The following is a 25,982-nucleotide window of genomic DNA, read 5'->3' as shown; positions in this document are numbered from 1 at the left end:
TCAGCGCCACGTGACCGGCATGCCCACCGAGGTGAGCCAGGCGTCGAGATCGTGACCGTGGGCGGCGATGCCCTCGATAGCGCGGGCCGCGTTCAGCATCGCACGCTCTGACGTCTTCGGGTCGAGAATCCCGGCGGTGTTCGCCTCGAGCAATTCGTCGACGTCGAGCAATTCGACGCTGCGTCCGGTCTGCACGATCAGGTCGAGGTAGTGGTCCTCGGACGTCCAGACCTGGTCGCCGCGGATGAAGTCGCCGATGTCGACATAGAAATCCCAGTCTCGGATGTGTTCCGGGGTGAAGTGCAGGATCGACGCCCGAATTCCGAGTTCGGGAATGATCCAGGACTCCAGGTAGTGAAACCGGGGATGGTCGGCGTGGCGCGCCATGTACAGCCCCCACGGTTCTTCGCGGTAGTGCTCGACCGGGCGAACGAAGCCCTTGGGATCGACGTTGGTGCGAGCTGCGATGTCGAAGGTTTCGACCTTCGGCCGGTGAATGTGGGGACGTTCCTCGCTCATGGTCGAAGAACCTACCGCCGAACTGCATTTTCGGCTGAACGCGGACGAGCGGGCATTGTGTCGGTAGGTGCGCTTACCCTGGTTTCATGGCGTTTGCTTCCGAACATCCCGTGGTCGCGCATTCCGAGTTTCGGCCGGTTGGTGACATCGAGCGCTCAGACGCGCGCTTCGAGGTCGTCAGCCCGTACGAACCGGCAGGCGATCAGCCGGCAGCTATCGCCGAGCTGGAGAAACGGATCAACGAGGGGGAGAAGGACGTAGTCCTCCTCGGTGCGACCGGTACCGGCAAGTCGGCCACGACTGCGTGGTTGATCGAGAAGCTGCAGCGCCCGGCTCTGGTGATGGCTCCGAACAAGACTTTGGCGGCTCAGCTCGCGAACGAGCTTCGGGAAATGCTACCCAACAACGCGGTCGAGTACTTCGTCTCGTACTACGACTACTACCAACCCGAGGCGTACATCGCCCAGACGGACACCTACATCGAGAAGGATTCGTCCGTCAACGACGATGTCGAGCGGCTGCGCCACTCGGCGACGTCCAGCCTTCTGTCACGACGGGACGTGGTCGTGGTGGCATCGGTGTCGTGCATCTACGGCCTCGGTACACCGCAGTCGTACCTCGATCGCTCGATTCAGCTGGACGTCGGTGTGGAGGTGCCGCGGGATGCGTTCCTGCGTCTGCTCGTCGACGTTCAGTACAACCGCAACGACATGGCGTTCACGCGAGGTTCGTTCCGCGTGCGCGGCGACACGGTCGAGATCATTCCGTCGTACGAAGAGCTGGCGGTCCGCATCGAATTCTTCGGTGACGAGATCGAGGCACTGTACTACCTCCATCCACTGACTGGTGACATCGTTCGCCAGGTCGACACGGTTCGTATCTTCCCGGCGACGCACTACGTCGCCGGCCCTGAACGCATGGAGCGTGCCGCCAAGGACATCGAGGCGGAACTCGAAGAGCGACTCGCCGAGCTCGAAGGCAAGGGCAAGCTCCTCGAGGCTCAGCGTCTGCGCATGCGTACGCAGTACGACCTCGAGATGATCAAACAGGTCGGATTCTGCTCCGGCATCGAGAACTACTCGCGCCACATCGACGGCCGTGGCCCTGGAACTGCCCCCGCAACCTTGATCGACTACTTCCCGGAAGATTTCCTTCTGGTCATCGACGAGTCGCACGTGACGGTTCCTCAGATCGGCGCCATGTACGAGGGCGATATGTCGCGCAAGCGAAACCTGGTCGAGTTCGGATTCCGGCTACCGTCGGCAACAGACAACCGCCCTCTGACTTGGGAAGAATTCAGTCAGCGGATCGGTCAGACCGTCTACTTGTCGGCGACACCAGGTAAGTACGAGTTGGGTCAGTCCGGCGGTGAGTTCGTCGAGCAGGTGATCCGCCCGACCGGATTGATCGATCCCGAGGTCATCGTCAAACCCACCAAGGGACAGATCGACGATCTCGTTCACGAAATCCGCGAGCGAGCGGAACGTGACGAGCGTGTGCTGGTCACGACGTTGACCAAGAAGATGTCGGAAGATCTGACCGATTACCTGCTCGAACTCGGTATTCGCGTCCGTTACCTGCACTCGGATATCGATACGCTCCGGCGAGTCGAGTTGCTCCGTCAGCTCCGCCTGGGGGAGTACGACGTGCTGGTCGGCATCAACCTCCTGCGTGAGGGACTCGACCTTCCCGAGGTGTCGCTGGTCGCGATTCTCGATGCCGACAAAGAAGGTTTCCTACGTAGCTCCACCAGCCTCATTCAGACGATCGGCCGAGCGGCTCGAAATGTATCCGGTCAAGTGCACATGTATGCGGACAAGATCACCGCTTCCATGGCGCAGGCCATCGAGGAAACCGAGCGACGACGCGAGAAGCAGGTCGCCTACAACGAGAAGATGGGCGTCGACCCACAACCTCTACGCAAGAAGATCGCGGACATTCTCGATCAGGTGTACGAGGAGGCAGAGGACACTGCGGCGTCCGTGGACGTCGGTGGTTCGGGTCGCAATGCGACGCGTGGTCGGCGTGCGCAGGGTGAGGCCGGTCGTGCGGTCAGTGCGGGTGTGTACGAGGGGCGCGACACCAAATCGATGCCTCGGGCCGAATTGGCAGATCTGGTCAAGGAACTCACCGATCAAATGATGAACGCTGCACGTGACCTTCAGTTCGAGTTGGCTGGGCGATTGCGAGACGAAATCTCGGATTTGAAGAAGGAGCTTCGAGGAATGGACGCCGCGGGTCTCAAGTAGGTCGCCTCGCGTGCGTTCGTGCTTTCGACCGCTACGGTTTCAGGTATGGATGCACAGACTGCAGGCAAGACCGCGCGGACTCTCGAACTTCTCCATTCCTTGGCGTACTTCGTCCCGGAGACGGAGAAGGAACTTGTCGGCGTCGGGTTGGAGCCTGGCCGAATGGTGTACTTTGCCGGGCGATCAGCTCCGCTCGGCGCTCCACCCGCGACTGTCGTCACGGCCACCTTCTTCAACTTCAATCCCGAACTGATCGCCAGCGTCATCCCACGTGCCTGGGAATTGGCAAGGCCCACAGAGGTTGTCGCCGCGCGGTATCGGGCAATCGACGCGGCGTACGTCCGCCTGTTCGGTGCAGACGTGACAGGATCGGCGGACATGGCCGAGGCCGCCGAACTCGTGTCGATCGCTGCCCAGAACATCCCTGGAGTGGACGGCCGCCCCCTGTACGCGGGTTGGGCGTCGCTCGACTGGCCGGCCGAGCCGCACCTGCGTTTCTGGCACGCGCTGACACTGCTGCGTGAGTATCGCGGTGACGGCCACATTGCGGCCCTTCAGACCGCGGGATTGAACGGCCTGGACGCGTTGATCACGCACACCGCGACGGGAATCGGGTTTCAGCGCAAATTCGCGCAGACTCGTCGCGGATGGTCGCAGGAACAGTGGGACGAGGCCGTCGAGAGTTTGAAGGACCGCGAACTGCTGGATCGTTCGTCCGGTGCGCTGACCGAGGACGGGCAGGACTTGCGTGACGTCGTCGAAGACCTGACGGACGACCTCGCTTTGGCTCCGTGGGATGCGCTGGGTGAGGAGGGTGCCAAGCGGTTGCTGGAATTGGCGACGCCGTGGCGTACCGCCCTGGTCGAGCAGGAAGTATTTCCGGCGGCGCTGTTCGGGCCCCGCTTCGGCAAACTTCGCTGAGTGGTCACCACCGAACAAATGTGTCTGTGACGAAGAATCACATTCACTGTGGGCTTGTGGCGTGTACTGCAAATAACACTATCCGCGGCACAATCCCGCTAATGTCAGCGCAGCGGTTGTCGAGCGGGCGCAACAGCGTTGCGCCCGGTGCCGGCCGTACCGTCCGTCCCGTAACCATGGAGGAATGAATGAGTGCCTACCGGACCGTTGTCGTAGGAACCGATGGCTCCGAGTCGTCACTGAAGGCAGTCGACAGAGCTGCCGCCATTGCCAGTGGCTCGGACGCTCAGCTCGTCATCGCGTGTGCGTACTACCCGGCTGATCCCAAGGACGTGAGCGCTGCCGCTGATGCGTTGGGTAACGAGGCCTACCAGGTCACCGGTTCCGCTCCGACCTACGAGATCCTTCGCACCGCTCGTGAGCGCGCACATGCCCAGGGGGCAAAGGATGTTGTCGAGCGCGCCGTCGTCGGCGCTCCCGTCGAATCGCTTCTCGCTTTGCTCGACGAGGTGAAGGGCGACTTGCTGGTCGTCGGAAATCGCGGATTGAACACGTTGACCGGGCGTCTACTCGGATCGGTGCCTTCCGATGCCGCTCGCAAGGCGACGTCCGATGTCCTGATCGTGCACACCGTTCGCTGAACTACCGGCAGTAGTCGGCCTCGGCCGCATCGACGAACACTTCAGCCAGCTGATCGGCGCTGGGGGTGTTGTCGATGCGGCCGAGCCGTTTCCGGAGGTGACCATTGGTTCGCTTGCTCCGTTCAGCGATACCGCCCGCAGATTCGCGATGATCATCGCTCGATCCGTTCCGGCCGCGAGCTGCTGGCAGACGCCGTCACCGAGCGCCTGCAACATGTCGTCGGAAAAGGCGGGCGTGACCCCGGTAGACGCAAGCGCCGCCCGCAGCCGATCTGCCTCGTCTACCGGTTTTTCTGTCGGTGCGGCAGCAACAGCAGCGATGTCGTCGCTGCCGGCAGCAGCCGTCGAACTCGAATCATCCTCTGAGCAACCGGCTGTCACCGCCGCAAGCATCCCGACGCCGATCACCACGCGAGCGATCTTGCGGATGGGTGCGGCGGAACTTGCGGGCAGGCCAAGCACGAGGGGTCATTCCTTCAGTCGTCGACACAAATTGGAGTGACACCACCATTCGTGGTGTCACGCACGAACCTACTCCGTGATGCTCACGAATCGAAGGCCAACTCTGCTGCTTCGACGCCGTCGAGAACCGAGGGGAGCGACTCGACGTGAATGATGCCGAGCCTCTGGGTAGCGCGGGTCAATGCGACGTAGAGGTCGTTCATTCCGCGTGGTGACTCGTCGAGAATGTCGGCAGGTTCGACGATCAACACTGTGTCGAACTCGAGTCCCTTGACGTCCTTGACGGACAGGACGCTTACGGTGTCACTCGCAATGCCCGCCAGATCGGCAACGACCTCGGAACCGGCGATCACTGCGGTGATACCGGGATGCGACTCGGACTCGATGCAACGGCGCACGGTCGATTCCAATTCTTCGGCCGTGGTCTTGAGCGCCCACGGCGCGAATCCGCTGTCGCGTACCGACCGGGGCACGGATTGCTCCGGGTCGATCTCTTCGAGCACACGGTGCGCGACATCCATGATCTCCGAGGGAGTTCGGTAGTTGACGGTCAGTTCGGTGAGCTTCCAGCGCTTGGCGACGTAAGGCTCGAGAATCTTCTGCCAGGACGAAGTTCCCGCGGGATCACCGGTCTGAGCTGTATCGCCGACCAACGTCATCCAGCGATTCGGTATGCGCCGCATCAGCATTCGCCACGCCATTTCGGAGAGCTCTTGGGCTTCGTCGACGATCACGTGACCGTAGGTCCAGGTTCGGTCGCCGGCAGCGCGTTCTGCCGTGGTCTGGCGCTGGCCCTGATCGTGGCGTTGGGCGAGTTGGCTGGCGTCGATCAAGTCGTACGCCATCAAGATCTCGGGATCCATCTCGTCTTCGAGATCCTGTGGTGCAGACCCGGTGAGGATGTCGAGGGCGCCCTGGGCGTCGGCGATCTGCGCGCGCCATTCACGTTGTGCGCGTTCGCGTTCGGCGGCGTCGTCGACGCCGAGAATCTCGGCCAGTTCGTCGAGCAGGGGAGCATCGGCCGCACTGAAACCCGGTCCGACGCTCTGCAGAAGCTCGTCGCGTTGGGCGTCGTCGAGTTGCGGCGCTGCCTTGGCCAACCTCGCCGGCGACGTCCACAGTTCCGCGAGGATTTGCTGCGGCGACAATTCGGGCCACAGCTTTCCGATGGCGGACATGATGTCCGGGTCCTCACGCATCTCGTCGCGAATGTCGGCGATGTCGTCCCGACTGAGGAGTGACCCACCGTCGACGAGGTTTCCGCCGATGAGTTCGGCCATCTGCAGTGCCAACGCCTCGATGACTGCTGCCACGAAGATCGGGCGCGCCAGGTTGTGTGGGCGACGCGACGACCGAGCACGCCCGCGCGCCTTCGTGACAGTCTTTCGATCCAGCTTCAAGTCGTACGTGTCGAATCGAAGGGTAATCGGCTTCGACGGAACTTCCTGCCGATCCCGGACGGCGTTCTTGAGCACGTCGAGGATCGCGAGGGAACCCTTGATCTCACCGGCGGCGAGGGAATCCGTACGAGTCGCACGCACTCCGGGGTACAGGTCCCCGATCGTCGAGAGTAGAACTCCGGTCTCACCGAGTGAAGGAAGGACCTGGCTGATGTAGTCGAGGAACGTCGCGTTCGGCCCGATGATGAGAACACCGGCCTTGGCCAGTTGCTGGCGGTAGGTGTAGAGCAAGAAGGCGGCACGGTGAAGGGCGACTGCGGTTTTGCCGGTACCCGGACCGCCCTGGACGACCAAAACGCTCTTGTGCTCGGAGCGGATGATGGCATCCTGCTCACTCTGAATGGTCTCGACGATGTCGTTCATCTGACCCGTACGCGCTGCGTTCAGAGCGTCCAGGAGAGCGCTCTCACCGGCGACGCCGCCGGCTTCGGTCACCACGCCTGCGGCGCGGGCCGCGTCGAGGTCCAGGTATTCGTCGTTGATGCCGGTGACTGTGCGGCTCCGACTGCGAATATGGCGTCGCCGCTTCACGCCCTCGGGTGCCGCGGGCGTCGCCAGATAGAACGGGCGTGCCATCGGAGCTCGCCAGTCGAGGAGCAGCGTTTCGTAGTCGTTGTCGGTGTCCAGGATTCCCAGTCGGCCGACGTAGCGTCGCTCGTCGTCGAAGTCGATGCGTCCGAAACACATTCCGTTCTCGGCTGCGTCGTACTTGGCGAGATCCTCGGTGTACATGGCGTTGAAGGATTCGCGTTCGCTGCGTGCTTGCGGGGTTCCGCCGGTCTCGAGGAGGACCGTGCTCAAGCGAGTTTGGGCATACTTTCGAAGATCGTCGAGACGGGAGTACAACATCGTCACGTACTGCTGCTCGAGCTCTTGCTCGTTCAGTGACGGGTCCGCGTCGGGCAAAGGATCTCCTAGGCTTGATGAGAAATTCACGCGCTGCAAAAGCGCCAAGACAGTCTAGTTCCCCCAGATGAACTGCCGCATAGATACAGGTCAGGCCACCCGAAGGTGGCCTGACCGTGTCTTTCGGTGCACTCAGTGCGTCAATTCGTCCTTCTTGGCGCGAGCCTTTTCGAGCGCCTTCTCTGCGCGCTTGCGAGCACGCTTACCCAGCACCTCGGTCTGCTCCGACGCCGTTTCGGCCCACTCGTTGCTCTTCTCGAGGGCGAGTTCGGCGAACTCCGAGCTGCGCTTGCTCGCCAGCTCTGCCAGTTCGGCGCTGCGCTCGCGTGCGGTCTCGGCCAGTTCGGAGCCGCGCTTCTGCGCGACTTCGAGGATGTCCGGGCCGCGTTCCTTGGCGACCTCTCCGAATTCCGCGGCTCGCTTGCTCGCGATCTCCGCGAACTCGGAGCTGCGCTCCTTCGCAAGTTCGAGCCAATCCGTGCCGTGTGCCTTCGCGGTTTCGGCAAGCTCGGAACCGCGTTCGGACGCCACCGACAGAGCATGCTCGACGCGATCGCTCGTGTGATCGGTCTGCGATGCGACCAATGGAAGTGCTGCGGCGATAGACGCCTGGGCTTTCTTCGCGGCGCGACGGCCGCGCCAGCCGAGCGACGGCTTGCCCTCGGTGTCGACGGAGGCGATCATCAGTCCGCCGAGCAAGCTGACGTTCTTGATGAAGTTTGTGCGCTGCATCGCTCGCAGTGACGGATCGGTTTCGTTCCAGAAGTCGTGACCGGCAAGCGTGGTCGGTACCAGGCTCCCCGCGAGCACCAACGACGCGAGCCGCGGCGCCTTGCCGGTGGCCAGCAGGGCACCGCCGCCGATCTGGACGGCGGCGTTGATCTTGACGAGTGTTTCCGGATCAGCAGGCACCTTCTGCGTCACTGCTCCTGGCAGCGTCTCGACGGATTTGTCGATCAGCGGTGACGCTTTGGCTGCTCGCTGAGCAGGGTTGCGCAAAGCATCGATTCCCCCGGCGATGAAGATCGTGGAAAGCAGTGGACGAGCAATTCGACGTACCAGCATGTTTCAAGCCTCCCGATGTAGGTTCGTTTTCCACCCTAGCGATCTCACAAGGAATTGGTCCGGTTCGGCGATCCCGGCACGCCTGACCCGGTCGCCGGATTCCTGGTCGCCGAAGCGCGCTGTACTGCGACGATGACTTCTCCACTGATCCGGACACACCGTTCTGAAGTATCCGTTACCGCGTATCCGCATACGGCGTGTTCGAAGGTGTCACAGTATGCGCACCGTTCGAGCACGATGGTGTTGTGACCACCAAGATGACTCAGAACTTCGGCTCGACCCTTCCCACCGGCTGGGGACAGCTGTCGGACGAGGAGAACGAGAGAAACTGGGCGATCTTTCGTGACCGCTTTGGGTTCACGCCCGGCATCGACGCACGATCTTGGCCCGCCATCGCCGAGCCCATCCCGTCCGTGGTCTTCGATTTGGGTGCGGCGCCAGCTGCGACTCCAGGGGCGTGGGCCGCTCGCGTGGATGCGATCAACGCCGAAGCGTTGCGCTGTTTTGTCACCGATTGGAACGACGATCCCAACTTCGTCGTTCTGGATTGGCAGCATCCGGGCTACACCTTCGACGCGGAGGCACACGCTGCTGCGAAGGAGCTTGCGGAGTGGCGTGTCCCGGTCTATCCGAACGGTGACTACTACATATTCAGTCGGGACGACTTCACGGAAGGGACCTTCGGCCATCCGTGGGAACGCACGCTGTGTGTGTTCGGGGAACGGATGGTCGAAGGACTGGGCCGGACTCTGTCGACCTGGCTTCCGCGACTTCGAGTCAACGGTGAACAGGTCGACAGCCAAGTCGGTTAGCGGGGTCCAGTACGGAACAGGTGAAACGTCACCAACCGCGTTCGCGCCACTCCGCCAGGTGCGGGCGCTCGGCGCCGAGCGTCGTGTCCTTGCCATGCCCGGGGTAGACGACGGTCGCGTCGTCGTACCTTCCGAACAGCTTGTTTTCCACGTCGTCGAGCAGAGAAGTGAACTTCTCGGGGTCGGCGGTCTTGCCTACTCCGCCGGGGAAGAGTGAGTCGCCGGTGAAGAGGTGAACCTGTCCGCTCGGTTCGGTGAGAGCCAGCGCGATGGAGCCGGGCGTGTGGCCGGACAGGTGAATGACGTCGAGGCTCAAGTTGCCAACGGTCACCTTGTCGCCGTCTTCGAGGAGCACGTCCGGGGTGACGGGAAGGACCTCTGCGTCGAGGGGGTGCGCGGCGGTCGGCACCTTGGTTGCGGCGTGAACGTCTTCGAGGGCCAACCAGTGATCGCCGTGCTGGTGGGTGGTGACGATGGAATCGAAAACAGGTGCTTCCTGTTCGATGAGCGCGATGATCTTCTCGGCTTCGTTGGCCGCATCGATCAGGAGAGATTTCCCGGTCGTGGAACAGACGACGAGGTAAGTGTTGTTGTCCATGGGGCCGACCGACATCTTCGTGATGACGGCGCCTTCGACTGTGCGCCGCTGAGGGGCAGAATCGGGGGAGACCTGACCGGTGTAGGAGTCGTCGATCACGATGGGCTGATTCGTCATGAAACGCAGGCTACCTTCGAATAGGGGCAGGTAGAGCGATGGGCTCGCCTGGTGAGAAAAACGTGTCGGTGGCTCGGCCTACGATGACGATCGCTCGAGGACTCGCGTTTGCGAGGCCACTCGAGACTTCTCCGGGGGGACGGCCCCGGACGATTGACAATGAAGGGAATTGGTGTGGCGGATCGCCTGATCGTGCGGGGTGCGCGTGAGCACAATCTGCGAGGAGTCGATCTCGACCTCCCGCGAGACAGCCTGATCGTCTTCACCGGGTTGTCCGGCTCCGGCAAGTCCAGCCTCGCGTTCGACACGATCTTCGCCGAAGGTCAGCGCCGCTACGTCGAGTCGCTCTCGGCATACGCGCGTCAGTTCCTCGGTCAGATGGACAAGCCGGATGTGGACTTCATCGAGGGATTGTCTCCTGCGGTGTCGATCGACCAGAAGTCGACCAACCGCAACCCCCGTTCGACGGTGGGCACCATTACCGAGGTCTACGACTACCTCCGACTTCTCTATGCCCGCGCAGGTTCGGCGCACTGCCCGGTGTGTGGTGAGAAGATCGCACGTCAGACGCCCCAGCAGATCGTTGACCAGGTGCTCGAGATGGAAGAGGGCATCAAGTTCCAGGTCCTCGCACCGGTAGTCCGTACTCGTAAGGGCGAGTTCGTCGACCTTTTCGATCAGCTCAATACCCAGGGCTACTCGCGAGTGCGCGTCGACGGTGTCGTCCATTCGCTGGCGGATCCGCCGAAGCTCAAGAAGCAGGAAAAGCACGACATCGAAGTAGTGGTCGACCGATTGCAGGTCAAGGCGAGTTCGAAGCAGCGCCTGACCGACTCGGTCGAGACCGCACTTCGCTTGGCTGAAGGCATCGTGGTCCTCGACTTCGTCGACCGTGAAGAAAATGCACCTGATCGTGAGCGTCGTTTCTCCGAGAAGCTGGCCTGCCCGAATGGCCACGCACTCGCGATCGACGATCTCGAACCGCGCTCGTTCTCCTTCAACTCGCCCTACGGCGCCTGCCCGGAATGCACTGGCCTCGGTATCCGCAAGGAGGTCGACCCGGATCTGGTGGTTCCCGATCCCGACCTGAGCCTCGAAGACGGAGCGATCGCGCCGTGGTCGATGGGCCAGAGTTCGGAGTACTTCGGACGGTTGCTCTCCGGCCTCGGCGACATCCTCGGTTTCGACATGAAGACGCCGTGGAACAAGTTGCCGGCGAAGGCCCGCAAAGCAATCCTCGAAGGCAGCGAGGAGCAGGTTCACGTCCGGTACAAGAATCGGTACGGCCGTACCCGTTCTTACTACGCGGAGTTCGAAGGTGTGATGCCGTTCCTGCATCGCCGGCTCGAGCAGACCGAATCGGATCAGATGAAGGAACGGTACGACGGGTACATGCGCGACACGCCGTGCCCGGCGTGTGGTGGTGCTCGCCTGCGCCCGGAAATCCTGTCGGTAACTATCGCGGCTGGAGACTTCGGCAGTAAGTCCATCGCCGAGGTCTGTGAACTGTCGATCTCCGATTGCGCGGACTTCTTGAACAGCCTCACTCTCGGTTCGCGCGAAGAGGCGATTGCGGGTCAGGTCCTCAAGGAAGTTCAGGCACGACTCGGGTTCCTGCTCGACGTCGGCTTGGAATACCTTTCCCTCTCGCGTGCCGCTGGCACGTTGTCCGGTGGCGAGGCCCAGCGAATCCGCTTGGCAACGCAGATCGGTTCCGGACTCGTCGGCGTGCTGTATGTACTCGACGAGCCGTCCATCGGCCTGCATCAGCGTGACAATCGACGACTGATCGAAACCCTGACGCGCTTGCGCGACCTCGGCAACACGCTGATCGTCGTCGAGCACGACGAAGACACTATCCGCACGTCCGACTGGGTAGTCGACATCGGACCGTACGCCGGCGAGCACGGCGGCAAGGTCGTCCACAGCGGACCGTACGAAGAACTGCTGACGTGTGAAGAATCTCTGACCGGCGCCTACCTGTCGGGTCGCAGCTTCATCGAGGTTCCGGCCATTCGTCGGCCGGTGGATCGCAAACGCCAGGTCACGGTCGTCGGAGCTCGCGAGCACAATCTCGACGGCATCGACGTGAGTTTCCCGCTGGGTGTTCTCACCGCTGTCACCGGTGTCTCCGGTTCGGGCAAGTCGACGTTGGTCAACGACATTCTCGCGACCGTCATGGCGAACAAGCTCAACGGTGCACGCCAGGTGCCTGGCCGTCACACACGAATCAACGGACTCGATCAGCTGGACAAGCTCGTGCAGGTCGATCAGTCTCCGATCGGCCGGACTCCGCGATCGAATGCGGCGACGTACACCGGTGTGTTCGACAAGATTCGAACCCTGTTCGCGGCCACGACGGAAGCGAAAGTCCGCGGTTACCAGCCCGGCCGATTCTCGTTCAATGTCAAGGGTGGACGCTGCGAGGCGTGCTCCGGCGACGGAACCTTGAAGATCGAGATGAACTTCCTGCCGGACGTGTACGTGCCCTGCGAGGTATGCCACGGCGCTCGGTACAACCGCGAAACGCTCGAGGTCCACTACAAGGGCAAGTCGATCGCCGAGGTACTCGACATGCCTATCGAGGAAGCAGCCGAGTTCTTCCAGCCGGTCACCTCAATTCACCGGTACCTCAAGACGCTGGTCGACGTCGGCCTGGGCTATGTCCGACTGGGTCAGCCGGCTCCGACTCTGTCCGGTGGTGAAGCGCAGCGCGTCAAGCTCGCCGCCGAATTGCAGAAGCGGTCCACCGGTCGCACGGTGTACATCCTCGACGAGCCCACCACGGGTCTGCATTTCGAGGACATCCGAAAGCTCCTGATCGTGATCAACGGTCTGGTCGACAAGGGCAACAGCGTGATCGTGATCGAGCACAACCTCGACGTGATCAAGACGTCGGACTGGGTCGTCGACATGGGACCCGAGGGTGGATCCGGCGGCGGAACCGTTGTGGCGCAAGGTACGCCGGAAGACGTTGCCGCGGTCCCCGAGAGCTACACGGGCAAGTTCCTCAGTGAGGTTCTCACCGCACAGCACGCGCCGGTCAAGGCCAAGCCGATCACCAAGAAGCGTGCGACGAAGGCAGTTGCCGCAAAGAAGGCCGCGCCACGGAAGAAAGCCGCTTCCGTGAGCTAGTAGAACGTGAGCAAGTAGAAATCGGTCAGTGATGCCGGGTCGGAATCCGATCCGGCATCACTGCTTTGTCGATCAGGAAGCGGCGGCCTCGAGGATCACCTGGGCGACGTCTTCGGGGCGCGACCACATCGGCCAATGGCCGGTCGGGAGGTCGACGTACGTCACGGGAAGTTTCGCCAGTTCGGCGGCCATCGGATGACCTCCGTCGGCCATCTGGGCAATCACCGCGGACGGGAACGTGCTGCAAACGACGGTTGACGGCACCTGGTAGCGCTTTTCGTTCGTCAGGACAATCGGCTCACGCGCCGGCCCGGCCGGTTCGGGGACGGCGTTGGCGCGAAACGCCTCGAGAGCCTTCTCGTCGAGTCCTTCGAGGCTGCTGCCGTCTGCTTCAAGTTCTGCCCACGTCGGCAGCGGTATCTCGACGACGTCAGCGGCCAGATCCGGTCGCAGCGCTGCGCCGTCGGGCATGGGGCCCGAGTCGACGTAGACGATCCGAGCGACGCGATCCGGGATGCGATCGGTGACGGCGTACCCCACCGGGCCGGCGCCGCTGTGTACGACCAAGACCGTGCGCTCGTCGGAGTCCGATACGGCGTCGACGACTGCACGGACGTGAGCGTCGAAGGTGACCGCTGATCGATCTGTGTCTACTGCGTCGAGCCCGGGCAGTGTCAGGCTGGTCACGCGGGTGTCGGAACGTTCGAGGTGTGGGAGTACTGCATCCCAAGCCCATGAACCGAGCCAGAATCCGGGAACAAGAACGATGTGAGTTTTCATGGACTCACAGTGCACCCGGGTTGGTGACAACAGAGTGTCACCAATTATGTCACCGTTTGGTATCGGAATCTGAGACACTGGTGAACGTGAATCGAGCTGCGAGATTGCATGCTCTCGTCGAGGAACTTCGGCGACAGGGCGATCGAGGGACTACGTGCTCCCGATTGTCCGAGGAATTCGGTGTCACCACCCGGACGATCAAGAGGGATATCGAGACGCTGATGATGTCGGGTGCGGCGATCGAAGCGCGCTCAGGCCCCGGGGGTGGTTACCGACTCGTAGGTCGCGCTACGCTACCGCCGGTGAATTTCACTGTTCCGCAAGCAGTTTCGATCGCGTTGGCCTTGACGGCGATGGGTGATGCTCCGTTTGCGCCGGATGGGCGAGCAGCGCTGGCGAAACTGCTCGATGTGATGGACGAGGAGAGTCGTCGCAAGGTCGCGGAGCTCGGTGGCCGCGTGTGGATTCGCGGTGACGGCGGGGCTCTGACGGATTCGCGCGCGAACCGGCAGGCCGTCGAGCAGGGTCTCGAGCAGAGTCGCGTCGTGTCGTTGCACTACGTGGATGGGGACGGTGCGGAGACGGTGCGGGCAGTTGAGCCGCACATTCTGGCGCAGGACCGTGGTCAGTGGTTTCTCATCGGCTGGTGTCGCGAGCGCGACGCCGTGCGGTGGTTTCGACTCGATCGAATGCGTCGGGCCACGCTGACGAACGATCACTTCACACCACGCGATTCGACCGTCTTCGGGCAACCGCCCGAAGACGCTCGGCCTGTTTCTCCCCGTAGGTGAGTGACTCAGTCGATCATGTTGCGGGCTGCGGCAACGGAATCCGTGATCAGTTCGGTCAGGGCCGTCATATCGACGTCGCTCAGCCGTTTGACGTACAGGCAGCCCTTGCCGATTTTGTGCTTGCCGAGGCGAGCGAGCGTGTCGGTGTAGTCGTCGAAGTTCAGCGACAAGTACAACGTGAGCGCGGTGGCCCTGGGGGAGAATCCGATCAGTGGGGTGTCACCTTCGTGGCCACTCGCATATCGGTAGTGCCGTGCCCCGAATCCGATGATGCTCGAGCCCCACATGACAGCAGGCTCGCCGGTTGCGGCCGACAGCAGGGAGATCAGCTCCACGGCGTCGGCGCGTTTGCGGTCGTCGACGCGTGAAATGAATGCGTCGACGTCCTCGGGCGTCGGTTGAGTCTTGTTGGCGGTTGCCAATTCAGTAGACCGGACCGGTGAACTTCTCGCCCGGTCCCTTTCCTGGCTCGTCCGGGTGCGAGGAGGCCTCACGGAATGCGCGCTGCAGGGCTTGGAGGCCTTCACGGATGGGTCCGGCATGAGGGCCGAGGTATTCGACCGACGCAGTCACGAGTCCGGCAAGTGCCGTGATGACTCGACGCGCTTCGTCGAGGTCCAGGTAGGGGCTGGAAGACGGATCGGCGTCGGAGAGGCCGAGTTTTTCGGCAGCCGAACTCATCAGCATCACTGCAGCACGGCTGATGACCTCGACCGCGGGAACTTCGGAGAGTTCGCGGACGTCGGGGTTCGCGCCGTCGGTGTTCTGTTCTGCCTCGAAGTTCTCACTCATGGATGTAAGGATTCCATCAGGCCGTGACGGTGTTGAATCGGGCCTCTCCCGGCAGTACTGGGAGCGGCACCGATTTCTTTCATCTGTGGCGACCTGTTACTCTTGTTGCAACGACCGCCTCCGACTTGTTCGGGGGCAGCAAGTGGAGTCCGACTCCCACCTCTGCGCGGCAGGTGAAACTGCAGTTCAGTGGTTCCGGTCACCTGTTATCGGAGATCATTCTTCGTCAGGTTCCTCGCTCAGTCGAGGAGATAGGTTTCGGCGTGAGCTGGATCTTATGTGATCGGTCGACATCGGGCCCCGCGGATGAGCAATCATCACAGCGGGGCTTTTTTGTTGGGGTGCGGGCGGTACGGGCTGCGTGCGGTCATGAAGACCGCACCGTTCAACCTAGGAGGCCCCATCAGCACTGAGACCCGCATCAACGATCGTATCCGCGTTCCCGAGGTTCGTTTGGTCGGACCTGGCGGCGAACAGGTAGGCATCGTGCGTGTTGAAGATGCACTCCGCTTGGCCCTTGAGGCCGACCTCGACCTGGTCGAGGTAGCTCCTGACGCCCGTCCACCGGTCTGCAAGATCATGGACTACGGCAAGTTCAAGTACGAGGCTGCACAGAAGGCACGTGAGTCACGTAAGAACCAGCAGCTGACGGTCATCAAGGAGCAGAAGCTCCGACCCAAGATCGACGACCACGACTACGAGACCAAGAAGCGCAACGTCGTTCGCTTCCTCGAAGCCGGTTCCAAGGTCAAGGTCACGATCATGTTCCGCGGACGTGAGCAGTCACGCCCCGAACTCGGCTACCGCCTTCTGCAGCGTCTGGGAGCAGACGTCGCAGATCTCGGATTCGTCGAAACCTCGGCAAAGCAGGACGGCCGAAACATGACGATGGTCCTGGCACCGCACAAGGGCGCCAAGACTCGTGTCAAGGCGCAGGAGAGCGCTCAGGCGCCAGTGGCTCAGGCTGCTCCGCGTCCGGCTCCGGCCGCACCGGCTTCCAGTGAAGCAGCTCCGGAAGCACCGGCGACCGGCGATGCCGCTCCCGAGGCTCCGGCCAGCTAGTCGATTTCCCAAGATCCACCACGTAACAAGAACTGAGGACTCCATGCCCAAGATGAAGAGCCACAGCGGCGCCTCGAAGCGATTCAAGGTGTCCGGCAGCGGAAAGCTCATGCGCCAGAAGGCCGGCCGTCGCCACCTTCTCGAGCACAAGTCCAGCAGGGTTACCCGTCGTCTCGACGGTGTCGCTGTTGTCAGCCCTGACGACGCTCCGCGCATCAAGCGCATGCTCGGCATCTGAGTCGCCCCCTTACTGACCACCCGGGGCCGTACTTTCAGCCCCTAGATTGACAGGATTTTTCAAGTGGCACGCGTAAAGAGGGCGGTCAACGCCCAGAAGAAGCGTCGTTCAATTCTTGCTGCATCCAGCGGCTACCGTGGACAGCGTTCGCGTCTGTACACCAAGGCCAAGGAGCAGCAGCTCCACTCGCTCACCTACGCGTACCGCGACCGTCGTGCGCGCAAGGGCGAGTTCCGCAAGCTGTGGATCACGCGTATCAACGCTGCAGCTCGTGCAAACGACATCACGTACAACCGCCTCATCCAGGGCCTGCGTCTGGCAGAGGTCGACGTCGACCGCAAGATCCTGGCCGAGCTCGCTGTCTCCGATGCCGAGGCCTTTGCCGGCCTGGTCGCACTCGCGAAGGCCGCTCTGCCGGCTGACGTGAACGCTCCTGCCGGAGAAGCAGCCTGATTCACGCATCACAGCAACGGCCCGTGGACCCGCTCACCGAGCGGACTCCGCGGGTCGTTTCTGCTGTCAAGCTCCTGCGCACAGCAGAACGACGCAAAGCAGGACGTTTCCTCGTCGAGGGCGAGAACTCGGTCACCGAACTGTTGAACGGTGCACTCTCGAATGGCGAGGCCCGCCCGGTGCACGACCTCTTCTACACCGAGGACGCAGCCGAGCGCTATCAGCACGTCATCGATCGGGCGCTGACCGCTGGAGTTCGTGTTGCTCTTGTGACCGATCGAGCCATCAAAGCTCTCAGCGATACCGTCACGCCGCCCGGACTCGTTGCCGTCAGCGATCTACTGGATGTACCGCTGAGCGCAGCCGTCCATCAGGAGACCCGCCTGCTCGCAGTGCCGGTCGAGGTCAACGAACCAGGTAACGCGGGCACCGTCATTCGCATCGCAGACGCAGTGGGTGCCGACGCGGCAATCCTCGCCGGCGACAGCGTCGATCCGCATAACGGCAAGGTCGTTCGTTCGTCGGCGGGCAGCCTGTTTCACCTGCCAGTCGTCCGCGATCGAGACACAGTGTCGGTGATCGAGCAGATTCGCGCAGCCGGCATTCAGATTCTCGCGACTGCAGCTGACGGCGAGGTCGATCTCGACGAGGCCGACGAGTTGCTGAGCAAGCCGACGGCCTGGCTGTTCGGTAACGAAGCGCACGGTCTCGATCCGGCGATCGCCGCGCAGGCTGATCATCGGGTCAGGATTCCGATCCATGGCCGCGCCGAGAGCTTGAACCTCGCGACAGCGGCGGCAATTTGCCTGTACGCAAGCGCGCGGGTGCAAAATCGCGCCACCGATCACGGCTGAAAACGCACGCGAAGACCTCACGGAATCCCATTTGCGGAAGCCTGAGACAATACAAGAGCAGAGACAATGCTCGAGCGAGTTCGAATGCTCGCTCGCAGTACAAGAAGTAAGCAGTACAAGAAGCACGCAGTACGAGAAGTAAACCGAGAAGCGACAGGAGCGTCACAGCCGTGGCCAAAAATGAGGGCGCGACACCGCCGGAGGTCGACGCGAGTGTACTCACCGAAGAGGCGTTGACCGCTGCGGCTGAGAACGCCGAGAAGGCGCTGGCGGACGCCGCTGACCTGGATGCGCTGGCGCACGTCAAGGTGGAGCACCTGGGGGACAAGTCCCCGATCGCCCTCGCTCGCCGGGGACTCGGCAGCCTTCCGGGCAAGGAAAAGGCGGACGCCGGTAAGCGCGTCAACATCTTCCGCACTCGGATCAACAACGCGTACGACGCTCGTCGTGAGGTCCTCCTCGCCGAGCGTGACGCCGCGGTGTTGGTTGCCGAGGCAATCGACGTCACTCTGCCTTCCGATCGTCACCCAGTCGGGGCGCGTCACCCGATCAGCCTGATTTCCGAGCAGGTCGCCGACGTATTCGTCGCGATGGGTTGGGAAGTTGCCGAGGGTCCGGAGGTGGAGACCGAGCACTTCAACTTCGACGCACTCAACTTCTTGCCGGATCACCCTGCGCGCACGATGCAGGACACCTTCCACCTGGCACCCGAGAACTCTCGCCAGGTGCTGCGTACCCACACCTCGCCGGTGCAGGTCCGCACCATGCTCTCGCGTGAGGTGCCGATCTACGTGGTGTGCCCGGGCCGCACGTTCCGCACCGATGAACTCGATGCGACCCACACCCCTGTCTTCTCGCAGGTCGAGGGCCTGGCCGTCGACAAGGGCCTGACCATGGCCAACCTGCGCGGGACTCTCGACGCGTTCGCTCGTGCCCTTTTCGGCCCCGAGACGCGTACCCGTATGCGCCCCAATTACTTCCCGTTCACGGAACCGTCGGCCGAGGTCGACGTCTGGTTCGCGAACAAGAAGGGCGGCGCAGGCTGGGTCGAGTGGGGCGGCTGCGGCATGGTCAACCCGAACGTTCTGCGCGCCAGCGGTATCGATCCCGACGAGTACTCGGGTTTCGCATTCGGCATGGGCCTCGAGCGGACCCTGCAGTTCCGCAACGGTATCCCGGACATGCGCGACATCGTCGAAGGTGACGTGCGTTTCACGCTGCCCTTCGGTGTCGCAGGCTGACCGATCCGGTCCGCGGAACCTTCACAAAGACTTATCGACAAACGAGAGAGCTGAGCAGACGTGCGAGTAGCGCAATCCTGGCTGACCGAGATCCTGCAGCGGGCAACTCCCAACTGGGAGGTGACCCCGGAAGAGCTGGACGCCGGGTTCGTCCGGGTGGGACTCGAAGTCGAGGAACTCGACACACTCGAGGCGATCGACGGCCCGTTGGTCGTCGGCAAGGTCGTCTCCATCACCGAACTGACCGAGTTCAAGAAGCCGATCCGCTTCTGCCAGGTCGAGGTCGGCGAACCCGAGCCACGTGGCATCGTCTGTGGCGCGCGCAATTTCAACGAGGGTGACCTCGTCGTCGTTGCGTTGCCCGGCGCGGTGCTGCCCGGCGGATTCGAAATCGCCACTCGCAAGACGTACGGCCAGGTGTCCGACGGCATGATCTGCTCCGTCTCGGAACTCGGTATCGGCAAAGACCATTCGGGCATCTTGGTGCTCGAGCCTGGTACCGCCGAACCCGGCGCCGACGGCAACGAGTTGCTCGGTCTCGGTGACACGATCATCGAACTGAACATCACCCCGGACCGTGGCTACTGCTTCTCGGTCCGCGGTCTCACGCGAGAGCTCGCGTGCGGCTTCGATCTCGAATACGCCGATCCTGCTTCGGTTCCCGCGCACCCGGCTGAGGGTGAAGCCTGGCCGGTGCGCCTCGAACCGGAGTCCAAGGCTTCGCGTTTCGTGATGCGGAAGATCACGGGTATCGATCCGCAGGCAGTGAGCCCGTGGTGGCTGCAGCGTCGACTTCTGCTCTCGGGTGTTCGCCCGATCTCGCCGGCCGTCGACGTCACCAACTACGTGATGCTCGAACTCGGTCAGCCTCTGCACGCGTTCGATGCGACCGCAGTGCAGGGCGACCTGGTGGTCCGTCGCGCCAAGGCGGGGGAGAAGCTGACGACGCTCGACGACGTCGAACGCACGCTCGATCCCGAAGACGTTGTCATCGCCGACGATTCCGGAGTCATCTCGCTGGCTGCCGTCATGGGCGGCGCAACCACCGAGGTGGGAACGGCAACGACGGACATCCTCCTCGAAGGAGCTACTTGGGATCCGCTCGCAGTCTTCAAGACGGCGCGCCGGCACAAGCTGCCGAGTGAGGCGAGCAAGCGTTTCGAGCGCGTCGTCGATCCGGCAATTCCGCTCGCGGCCGTCGACCGCGCAGCCGCTCTGCTGGTCGAGATTGCCGGCGGACGGATCGAACCGGTCCTGACCGACGTGGGCGATGTCGCCCCTCGCGCTGCCATTCGCATGGATATCGACCTGCCCGACCGTGTCGCCGGAGTCACGTACCCCAACGGCACCGCAGCTCGCCGCCTCACCCAGGTTGGCTGCAACGTCGAGGTCGGCGTCAGCGAAGAGGGACACGGCCAGTTGGTCGCGACGCCGCCGTCGTGGCGTCCGGACCTGGTGCAGCCTGCGGACCTCGTCGAGGAAGTTCTTCGCCTCGAAGGTCTCGAGCAGATCCCGTCTGTGCTTCCCGCCGCTCCGGCCGGACGTGGGTTGACTCCGTCGCAGCGGCGAAAGCGCACGGTCTCGAAGGCCGTGGCTCACGCCGGTTACGTCGAGGTCCTTCCTCCGGTCTTCCTGCCTACGAACGTCTTCGACGTCTGGGGCCTCGACGCGGATGATCCGCGCCGCAACACCAGCAAGGTCCTCAACCCGCTCGAAGCCGATCGTCCGGAGTTGGCGACCACGCTGCTCCCGGGTCTGCTGGAGATCCTGGCTCGCAACGCTTCTCGCGGTCAGCGTGATCTGTCGCTGTACGGCATCGCGCAGGTCGTCCTGCCGGGCCCTGACACCGAACCGGTGGATGCATTGCCGGTGGATCGTCGCCCGACGGACGAGCAGATCGCGAACCTGATCGCGTCGTTGCCGGCACAGCCGGTGCACATCGCTGCAGTGTTGAGTGGTTTGCGTGAGCCGAGCGGCCCCTGGGGTCCTGGCCGTCAGGCCGAGGCTTCGGACACTTTTGCAGCCGTGCGGGTCATTGCAGCTGCAGCAGGCGTCGAGGTGGAACTGCGTGCGGCGCAGTACCTGCCGTGGCATCCCGGCCGTTGCGCCGAGGTTGTCGTTGACGGCAACGTAGTCGGTCATGCGGGCGAACTGCATCCGGCTGTTCTCGAGCGTGCGGGACTGCCCGCGCGCACCTGCGCACTGGAGATCGACCTCGACGCTTTGCCGTTGGTCGAGAACCTGCCGGCGCCGCGCATTTCGCCCTTCCCCGCAGTGCTCCAGGACGTGGCAGTTGTTGTCGATCGCGACATTCCGGCAGCCAAGGTGCAGGAAGCTCTGCGTTCCGGCGGCGGTGAGCTTCTCGAAGACATCCGCCTCTTCGACGTCTTCGAGGGCGAGCAGGTCGGTGAAGGCCGCAAGTCGCTCGCGTTCGCATTGCGATTCCGTGGTGTCGACCGGACGCTGACCGAGGACGAGGCCAGTGCCGCGCGCGATGCAGCAGTGGAGGCGGCTTCCAAGGCTGTCGGTGCGCAGATGCGTGGCTGATTTCCTCAACTGATCACAGAGCCCACGACCGTTGCCGGTGGTCGTGGGCTCTGTCGTGTTATCGGCTTTTCGACTGAGGCGAATCGGAAAGCCACACATCTGGCGCAACGGTGTCCGTCCGTCGCCCTTGCTGGTCGAGCACGTGGCCGAGCAGTTTGCGCAGATACAGCACGATGGATCGTTCCGTGACGCAAAGACCCGGAATCTCCTTGCGCAGACGAGTTTCGAATGCATCGAGTTCTGCAGGAGAATGCAGCCACAACTGAACCACCAGGTTGTCGGGGCCGACTACAGCGAAGCAGTTTCGAACTTCCGACGCCCGACTCAGCACTCGTCCCGCCGTATCGAGAAGCTCGGGTTCGACGCGGCACCACAAAGTGGCGAGCACGGGAAGGCCGGCCAGCGGCCGCGCGAATTCACACCGCAGCGCCACCAACCCCGAAGACGTGAGCCGGTCGATCTGGCGTTTGCACGCAGCGGGACTGACACCGATCGCGTCGGCCAACTCCTTCATGGGAGTGCGCCCGTCGTAAGCGAGCTTCGTCAGAACCTTGCGATCCTGTTCGGATATCCCGGTCGGCCGAGCGCGCACGGCAGGACGGTTTTCGCTGGTGGTCAGCACACCCTTCTCGGACGGTGCCAGCGCATTGAGTCTCCATCGCCCACCTTCGGTGAACCAGCGTGTGATGATCGAGGTTCGTGTCGCCAGTACACCGTCGATCGTTGCGACGTCTTCCGAGATGAAGCGCGACATCGACGCCAGATCCGCGGTACCGGCTGTGACGAGCAGATCTGCTCTGCCCGTTGATGCTTCGATGGTCACGGCGTGGGCCGAGCGAGTCAGCCGTGCCGCGACGGTGTCGAGAAGAGCAGGTGAGCAATCGATTTCGATGATCGCTGTGACGATGCTGCCCAGCACCTGTGGCCCTGGAGTGACCGTGACCCAGGCCAACGACGATTCGGAGAGTCGATTCCAACGACGGGCGAGAGTCGCGGCGTCGAGTTCGAGTGGTCCGGCCAACGAAAGCCACTTCGATCGCGGTGCGAGCTGGAGCGCATTGATTATCCTCAGATCGATTTCATCTATCCCGCGACCGTTGCCGGTATCTGGTGCGCTCATAACGTCATTATCCGGCATATTTCTGCAAGATTCGGACTATCTGCGACGCTCGACGGATGATCACAGAGGAGAAGTACGCGCTGATCGGAGCGGGCCCGTCTGGATTGGCCGGCGCGCGAAACCTCGATCGGGCCGGGATAGCGTTCGACGGCTTCGAGAGCCACGACGACGTCGGTGGGCTCTGGGATATCGACAACCCGCACAGCACCGTCTACGAGTCGGCGCACCTCATCTCTTCGAAGGGCACCACCGCATTCGCCGAGTTCCCGATGGCGGATTCGGTGGCCGACTACCCGAGCCACGTGGAACTTGCCGATTATTTCCGCGACTACGCCGATACTCACGATCTTCGCAGGCACTTTGCCTTCGGCACTACCGTCGTCGACGTCTCGCCGGTCGATTCGCTGTGGCAGGTCACCACGCGCAGTCGCAGCGGTGAGACAACAGTCGCGCGGTATCGAGGCGTGATCATCGCGAACGGAACGCTGTCGAAGCCGAACATGCCGACTTTCCGGGGCGACTTCACCGGCACGTTGATGCACACGAGCCAGTACCGCAGCGCCGAGATCTTCCGCGGGAAGAAGGTACTGGTCATCGGGGCGGGCAACAGTGGATGCGACATCGCCGTCGATGCCGTCCACCAGGCCGAGTGCGTCGACCTGAGCGTTCGGCGAGGCTACTACTTCGTCCCCAAGTATCTGTTCGGCCGACCCTCGGACACCTTGAATCAGGGAAAGCCGTTGCCGCCGTGGATCAAACAACGCGTCGACGCCTTGGTACTCAAGCAGTTCACGGGTGATCCGGTGCGGTTCGGATTTCCGGCACCGGACTACAAGATCTACGAATCGCATCCGGTCGTGAACTCGTTGATCCTGCACCACATCGGGCACGGTGATGTGCACGTGCGCGCCGACGTCGACCGGTTCGAGGGGAAGACGGTGCGGTTTGTCGACGGATCGTCTGCCGACTACGACCTCGTTCTCTGCGCCACGGGGTATCACCTCGACTATCCCTTCATCGCGCGCGAGGACTTGGACTGGTCGGGCGCTGCCCCGGACCTGTTCCTCAACGTCGCGAGTCGCCGCCACGACAATCTCTTTGTTCTCGGCATGGTCGAAGCATCCGGTCTCGGGTGGCAGGGCCGTTTCGAGCAGGCCGAGTTGGTGGCCAAATTGATCACCGCACGTACCGAAGCCCCCGCCGCGGCGCGGGAATTCTCGGCGGCGGCGGCCGGTCCTCCTCCAGATCTGTCCGGGGGATACAAGTACCTGAAGTTGGGACGAATGGCCTACTACGTGAACAAGGACGCCTACCGCTCGGCGATCAAGCGGCACATCGGACTGCTTGATGCCGCTCTGACGAAGGGAGGACAGTGATGCCGATCGACGACGTGGTGCTCAACTTCAACCCGGGATCGTTGATGATCCTCAACGTGGTGCTGGCCACGATCATGCTGGGGATCGCCCTCGACACCTCGGTCGACGACTTTCGTCGTGCGCTCACCAAACCCAAGGCGATGGCGGTGGGTATTGCTGCGCAGTTCCTGCTGTTGCCGGCAGTGACTTTTCTCCTGACGCTGATTCTCTCGCCGGCTCCGTCGGTAGCACTCGGCATGATCCTGGTGGCGTGCTGCCCGCCAGGGAACATCTCGAACGTCCTGACTCACCGGGCGGGCGGCGACGTCGCACTCTCGGTGTCCATGACGGCGGTGTCGAACGTCCTCGCGATCTTCCTTATGCCGCTCAATCTTGCGTTCTGGGGGAGCCGACGCCCGGAGACCGACGCTCTGTTGCAGTCCGTGAACCTGAATGCGCTCGAGATGGTCGCGCAAATCGCCCTGATCATCGGTGTGCCGTTCGTTCTCGGCATCTGGGCGGCACGAAGGTTTCCGGAGATCGCCGCGAAAGCGCAGCCTTGGGTGAAAAACGGTTCGTTGGTGGCGTTGTTGATCTTCATCGTCGCGGGGGTGTCGGGGAACGCGTCGTACTTCGTCGACTACATCGGGGTGGTACTGCTCGCGGTCTTCCTGCACGACACGGTTGCCCTCGCACTGGGATACTTCTGCGGCGCCGTCACCGGGTTGAACGAATACAGCCGTCGCGCCGTCTCTTTCGAGGTCGGCATCCGTAATGCCGGACTGGGGCTTGGCCTGGTGTTCACGTTCTTCGACGGGCTCGGTGGCATGGCCATCGTGGCCGGCTGGTGGGGAATCTGGGACATCATCGCCGGGTTGGCTCTGGCGACGATCTGGTCCAAGCGACGCGCCCGAAAGGCGGTACCGGCATGACCGTCGCACTCGTCACGGGCGGGAACGGGTTCCTGGGTACCGCTGTCATCGACGCACTGATCGCGCAGGGCATCGCCGTCGTCTGTGTCGACCTCACGGTCAAGGACACGCCGGACGATCGCATCCGCCGCGTCAGGGCGGACGTCTGCGACCCCACAGAGTTGGGGCGGGTGTTCGGTCAGTACCGACCGAACGTCGTGATCCACCTTGCGTCCATCGTGAATCCCGGCAAGAACACGACAGCAGAGCAGGAGTATCGCGTCGACGTCGACGGGACACGAAACGTGCTCGCGGCCTGCGTCGAACACGGGGTTGGACGGATCGTCGTGTCTTCGTCCGGAGCGGCGTACGGCTACCACTCCGACAACCCACCGTGGATCACCGAGGACGTACCTGTCCGAGGCAACGACGAATTCACATACAGTCGCCACAAACGCTTGGTCGAAGAGATGCTCGCCGAATATCGCGTCGAACACCCGGAGTTGGAACAGGTTGTCTTCCGGATCGGCACGATCTTGGGTGAGAGCGTCGACAATCAGATCACCGCGTTGTTCGATCGCCGCAAGCTGCTCAAGGTTGCCGGGAGCGACAGCCCCTTCGTCTTCGTCTGGCACACCGATGTCGCGGGCGCTTTTGCGGAGGCCGTGACCGGAAACCAAGTGGGCATCTTCAATGTCGCGGGCGACGGCGTGCTGACCGTCGACGAGTTGGCTTCCCGGATGGGCAAGAGCACGGTGACGCTTCCTGCATGGTTGTTGCGAGGCGTTCTACGCGTCGGACGGCGATTGGGCGTAACGGAACACGGTCCGGAGCGCGTCGGATTTCTCCAGTACCGACCGGTTCTCGACAATCGGCGGCTCAAGGAACAGTTCGGATACGTCCCCGAATATTCGAGCGAGGAAGCGTTTGCCGCGTATCTCGCGTCACGCTGA

24 protein-coding genes are annotated in these 25,982 nt (G+C 62.7%); 15 read left to right on the top strand and 9 right to left on the bottom strand.

The annotated features are described in order from the left end of the window. Nucleotides 1-519 (bottom strand): DUF402 domain-containing protein, encoded by a 519-nt coding sequence (locus tag EHW12_RS16140; RefSeq protein ID WP_003944071.1) that lies wholly within the window; start codon nucleotides 517-519, stop codon nucleotides 1-3. 86 nt (nucleotides 520-605) lie between these two features. Between EHW12_RS16140 and uvrB the strand changes: the two genes are divergently transcribed. From uvrB to EHW12_RS16125, 3 genes are all read left to right on the top strand, one after another. Continuing rightward, the gene (gene uvrB / locus EHW12_RS16135) at nucleotides 606-2,768 is read left to right on the top strand and encodes an excinuclease ABC subunit UvrB (protein WP_007728743.1); all 2,163 of its coding nucleotides are present in this window, start codon (nucleotides 606-608) and stop codon (nucleotides 2,766-2,768) included. Between the two features lie 45 nt (nucleotides 2,769-2,813). After that, nucleotides 2,814-3,689, top strand: coding sequence for a hypothetical protein (locus tag EHW12_RS16130; protein ID WP_007728746.1), 876 nt, complete (start codon nucleotides 2,814-2,816; stop codon nucleotides 3,687-3,689). Nucleotides 3,690-3,877: 188 nt separating this feature from the next. Continuing rightward, a complete protein-coding gene (locus EHW12_RS16125; RefSeq protein ID WP_003944055.1) occupies nucleotides 3,878-4,330 on the top strand; it encodes a universal stress protein in 453 nt (150 codons plus the stop codon). Here EHW12_RS16125 and EHW12_RS16120 read toward each other — a convergent pair. The 3 genes from EHW12_RS16120 to EHW12_RS16110 form a co-directional block, all read right to left on the bottom strand. After that, a complete protein-coding gene (locus EHW12_RS16120) occupies nucleotides 4,256-4,792 on the bottom strand; it encodes a hypothetical protein (RefSeq protein ID WP_241198978.1) in 537 nt (178 codons plus the stop codon). The genes EHW12_RS16125 and EHW12_RS16120 overlap by 75 nt on opposite strands. A gap of 83 nt (nucleotides 4,793-4,875) precedes the next feature. Further along, the gene (locus EHW12_RS16115; RefSeq protein ID WP_007728751.1) at nucleotides 4,876-7,158 is read right to left on the bottom strand and encodes an ATP-binding domain-containing protein; all 2,283 of its coding nucleotides are present in this window, start codon (nucleotides 7,156-7,158) and stop codon (nucleotides 4,876-4,878) included. A gap of 132 nt (nucleotides 7,159-7,290) precedes the next feature. Continuing rightward, nucleotides 7,291-8,223, bottom strand: coding sequence for a DoxX family protein (locus EHW12_RS16110; RefSeq protein WP_003944048.1), 933 nt, complete (start codon nucleotides 8,221-8,223; stop codon nucleotides 7,291-7,293). Nucleotides 8,224-8,468: 245 nt separating this feature from the next. On the opposite strand from EHW12_RS16110, the gene EHW12_RS16105 reads away from it, so the two are divergent. Continuing rightward, on the top strand, nucleotides 8,469-9,035 hold the full coding sequence (locus EHW12_RS16105; protein WP_230793111.1) for a DUF2716 domain-containing protein: 567 nt from the start codon (nucleotides 8,469-8,471) through the stop codon (nucleotides 9,033-9,035). 28 nt (nucleotides 9,036-9,063) lie between these two features. On the opposite strand, the gene EHW12_RS16100 is transcribed toward EHW12_RS16105, so the two are convergent. Beyond that, a complete protein-coding gene (locus tag EHW12_RS16100; protein WP_030536735.1) occupies nucleotides 9,064-9,750 on the bottom strand; it encodes an MBL fold metallo-hydrolase in 687 nt (228 codons plus the stop codon). A gap of 174 nt (nucleotides 9,751-9,924) precedes the next feature. On the opposite strand from EHW12_RS16100, the gene uvrA reads away from it, so the two are divergent. Beyond that, the gene (uvrA, locus tag EHW12_RS16095; RefSeq protein WP_024487477.1) at nucleotides 9,925-12,885 is read left to right on the top strand and encodes an excinuclease ABC subunit UvrA; all 2,961 of its coding nucleotides are present in this window, start codon (nucleotides 9,925-9,927) and stop codon (nucleotides 12,883-12,885) included. A 72-nt stretch (nucleotides 12,886-12,957) separates the two neighbouring features. On the opposite strand, the gene EHW12_RS16090 is transcribed toward uvrA, so the two are convergent. Continuing rightward, nucleotides 12,958-13,665 (bottom strand): alpha/beta hydrolase, encoded by a 708-nt coding sequence (locus EHW12_RS16090; protein ID WP_054187409.1) that lies wholly within the window; start codon nucleotides 13,663-13,665, stop codon nucleotides 12,958-12,960. An 80-nt stretch (nucleotides 13,666-13,745) separates the two neighbouring features. On the opposite strand from EHW12_RS16090, the gene EHW12_RS16085 reads away from it, so the two are divergent. Further along, nucleotides 13,746-14,456 (top strand): WYL domain-containing protein, encoded by a 711-nt coding sequence (locus EHW12_RS16085; RefSeq protein ID WP_054827277.1) that lies wholly within the window; start codon nucleotides 13,746-13,748, stop codon nucleotides 14,454-14,456. 5 nt (nucleotides 14,457-14,461) lie between these two features. On the opposite strand, the gene EHW12_RS16080 is transcribed toward EHW12_RS16085, so the two are convergent. Together EHW12_RS16080 and EHW12_RS16075 are read right to left on the bottom strand one after the other, a co-directional pair. Then, a complete protein-coding gene (locus tag EHW12_RS16080) occupies nucleotides 14,462-14,878 on the bottom strand; it encodes a DUF1801 domain-containing protein (protein WP_003944044.1) in 417 nt (138 codons plus the stop codon). A 1-nt stretch (nucleotide 14,879) separates the two neighbouring features. Then, nucleotides 14,880-15,248 carry a DUF1844 domain-containing protein gene (locus EHW12_RS16075; RefSeq protein WP_007736262.1) on the bottom strand — a complete coding sequence of 123 codons (369 nt, stop codon included), beginning with the start codon at nucleotides 15,246-15,248 and terminating at the stop codon, nucleotides 14,880-14,882. Between the two features lie 369 nt (nucleotides 15,249-15,617). Between EHW12_RS16075 and infC the strand changes: the two genes are divergently transcribed. The 6 genes from infC to pheT all read left to right on the top strand — a co-directional run bounded on the left by infC (nucleotide 15,618) and on the right by pheT (nucleotide 21,643). Further along, nucleotides 15,618-16,310, top strand: a complete 693-nt coding sequence (gene infC, locus EHW12_RS16070; protein WP_003944008.1) for a translation initiation factor IF-3 — start codon at nucleotides 15,618-15,620, stop codon at nucleotides 16,308-16,310. 43 nt (nucleotides 16,311-16,353) lie between these two features. Beyond that, nucleotides 16,354-16,548 carry a 50S ribosomal protein L35 gene (gene rpmI / locus EHW12_RS16065; protein WP_003944043.1) on the top strand — a complete coding sequence of 65 codons (195 nt, stop codon included), beginning with the start codon at nucleotides 16,354-16,356 and terminating at the stop codon, nucleotides 16,546-16,548. 63 nt (nucleotides 16,549-16,611) lie between these two features. Next, nucleotides 16,612-17,001, top strand: a complete 390-nt coding sequence (rplT, locus tag EHW12_RS16060) for a 50S ribosomal protein L20 (RefSeq protein WP_003944011.1) — start codon at nucleotides 16,612-16,614, stop codon at nucleotides 16,999-17,001. Nucleotides 17,002-17,024: 23 nt separating this feature from the next. Continuing rightward, a complete protein-coding gene (locus tag EHW12_RS16055; RefSeq protein WP_007736261.1) occupies nucleotides 17,025-17,855 on the top strand; it encodes an RNA methyltransferase in 831 nt (276 codons plus the stop codon). 170 nt (nucleotides 17,856-18,025) lie between these two features. Then, a complete protein-coding gene (pheS, locus tag EHW12_RS16050; RefSeq protein WP_003944109.1) occupies nucleotides 18,026-19,096 on the top strand; it encodes a phenylalanine--tRNA ligase subunit alpha in 1,071 nt (356 codons plus the stop codon). 60 nt (nucleotides 19,097-19,156) lie between these two features. After that, nucleotides 19,157-21,643, top strand: a complete 2,487-nt coding sequence (gene pheT, locus EHW12_RS16045; RefSeq protein WP_075833306.1) for a phenylalanine--tRNA ligase subunit beta — start codon at nucleotides 19,157-19,159, stop codon at nucleotides 21,641-21,643. A gap of 58 nt (nucleotides 21,644-21,701) precedes the next feature. On the opposite strand, the gene EHW12_RS16040 is transcribed toward pheT, so the two are convergent. Beyond that, nucleotides 21,702-22,763, bottom strand: a complete 1,062-nt coding sequence (locus tag EHW12_RS16040) for an Lrp/AsnC family transcriptional regulator (RefSeq protein ID WP_125051146.1) — start codon at nucleotides 22,761-22,763, stop codon at nucleotides 21,702-21,704. Nucleotides 22,764-22,819: 56 nt separating this feature from the next. On the opposite strand from EHW12_RS16040, the gene EHW12_RS16035 reads away from it, so the two are divergent. Genes EHW12_RS16035 through EHW12_RS16025 form a run of 3 tightly spaced genes read left to right on the top strand, consistent with a single transcriptional unit; the run spans nucleotide 22,820 to nucleotide 25,982 of the window. Continuing rightward, a complete protein-coding gene (locus EHW12_RS16035; RefSeq protein ID WP_125051144.1) occupies nucleotides 22,820-24,139 on the top strand; it encodes an NAD(P)/FAD-dependent oxidoreductase in 1,320 nt (439 codons plus the stop codon). Further along, nucleotides 24,139-25,050 carry a bile acid:sodium symporter family protein gene (locus EHW12_RS16030; RefSeq protein WP_064112537.1) on the top strand — a complete coding sequence of 304 codons (912 nt, stop codon included), beginning with the start codon at nucleotides 24,139-24,141 and terminating at the stop codon, nucleotides 25,048-25,050. The genes EHW12_RS16035 and EHW12_RS16030 overlap by 1 nt, the downstream gene beginning before the upstream one ends. Beyond that, the gene (locus EHW12_RS16025; protein WP_125051142.1) at nucleotides 25,047-25,982 is read left to right on the top strand and encodes an SDR family oxidoreductase; all 936 of its coding nucleotides are present in this window, start codon (nucleotides 25,047-25,049) and stop codon (nucleotides 25,980-25,982) included. The genes EHW12_RS16030 and EHW12_RS16025 overlap by 4 nt, the downstream gene beginning before the upstream one ends.

The sequence above is a fragment of the Rhodococcus sp. NJ-530 genome, from assembly GCF_003860625.1.
GTDB classification, from domain to species: domain Bacteria; phylum Actinomycetota; class Actinomycetes; order Mycobacteriales; family Mycobacteriaceae; genus Rhodococcus_F; species Rhodococcus_F qingshengii.
Note: the sequence above shows the minus strand (reverse complement) of the source record. Positions and strands in the feature narration are given on the sequence as shown.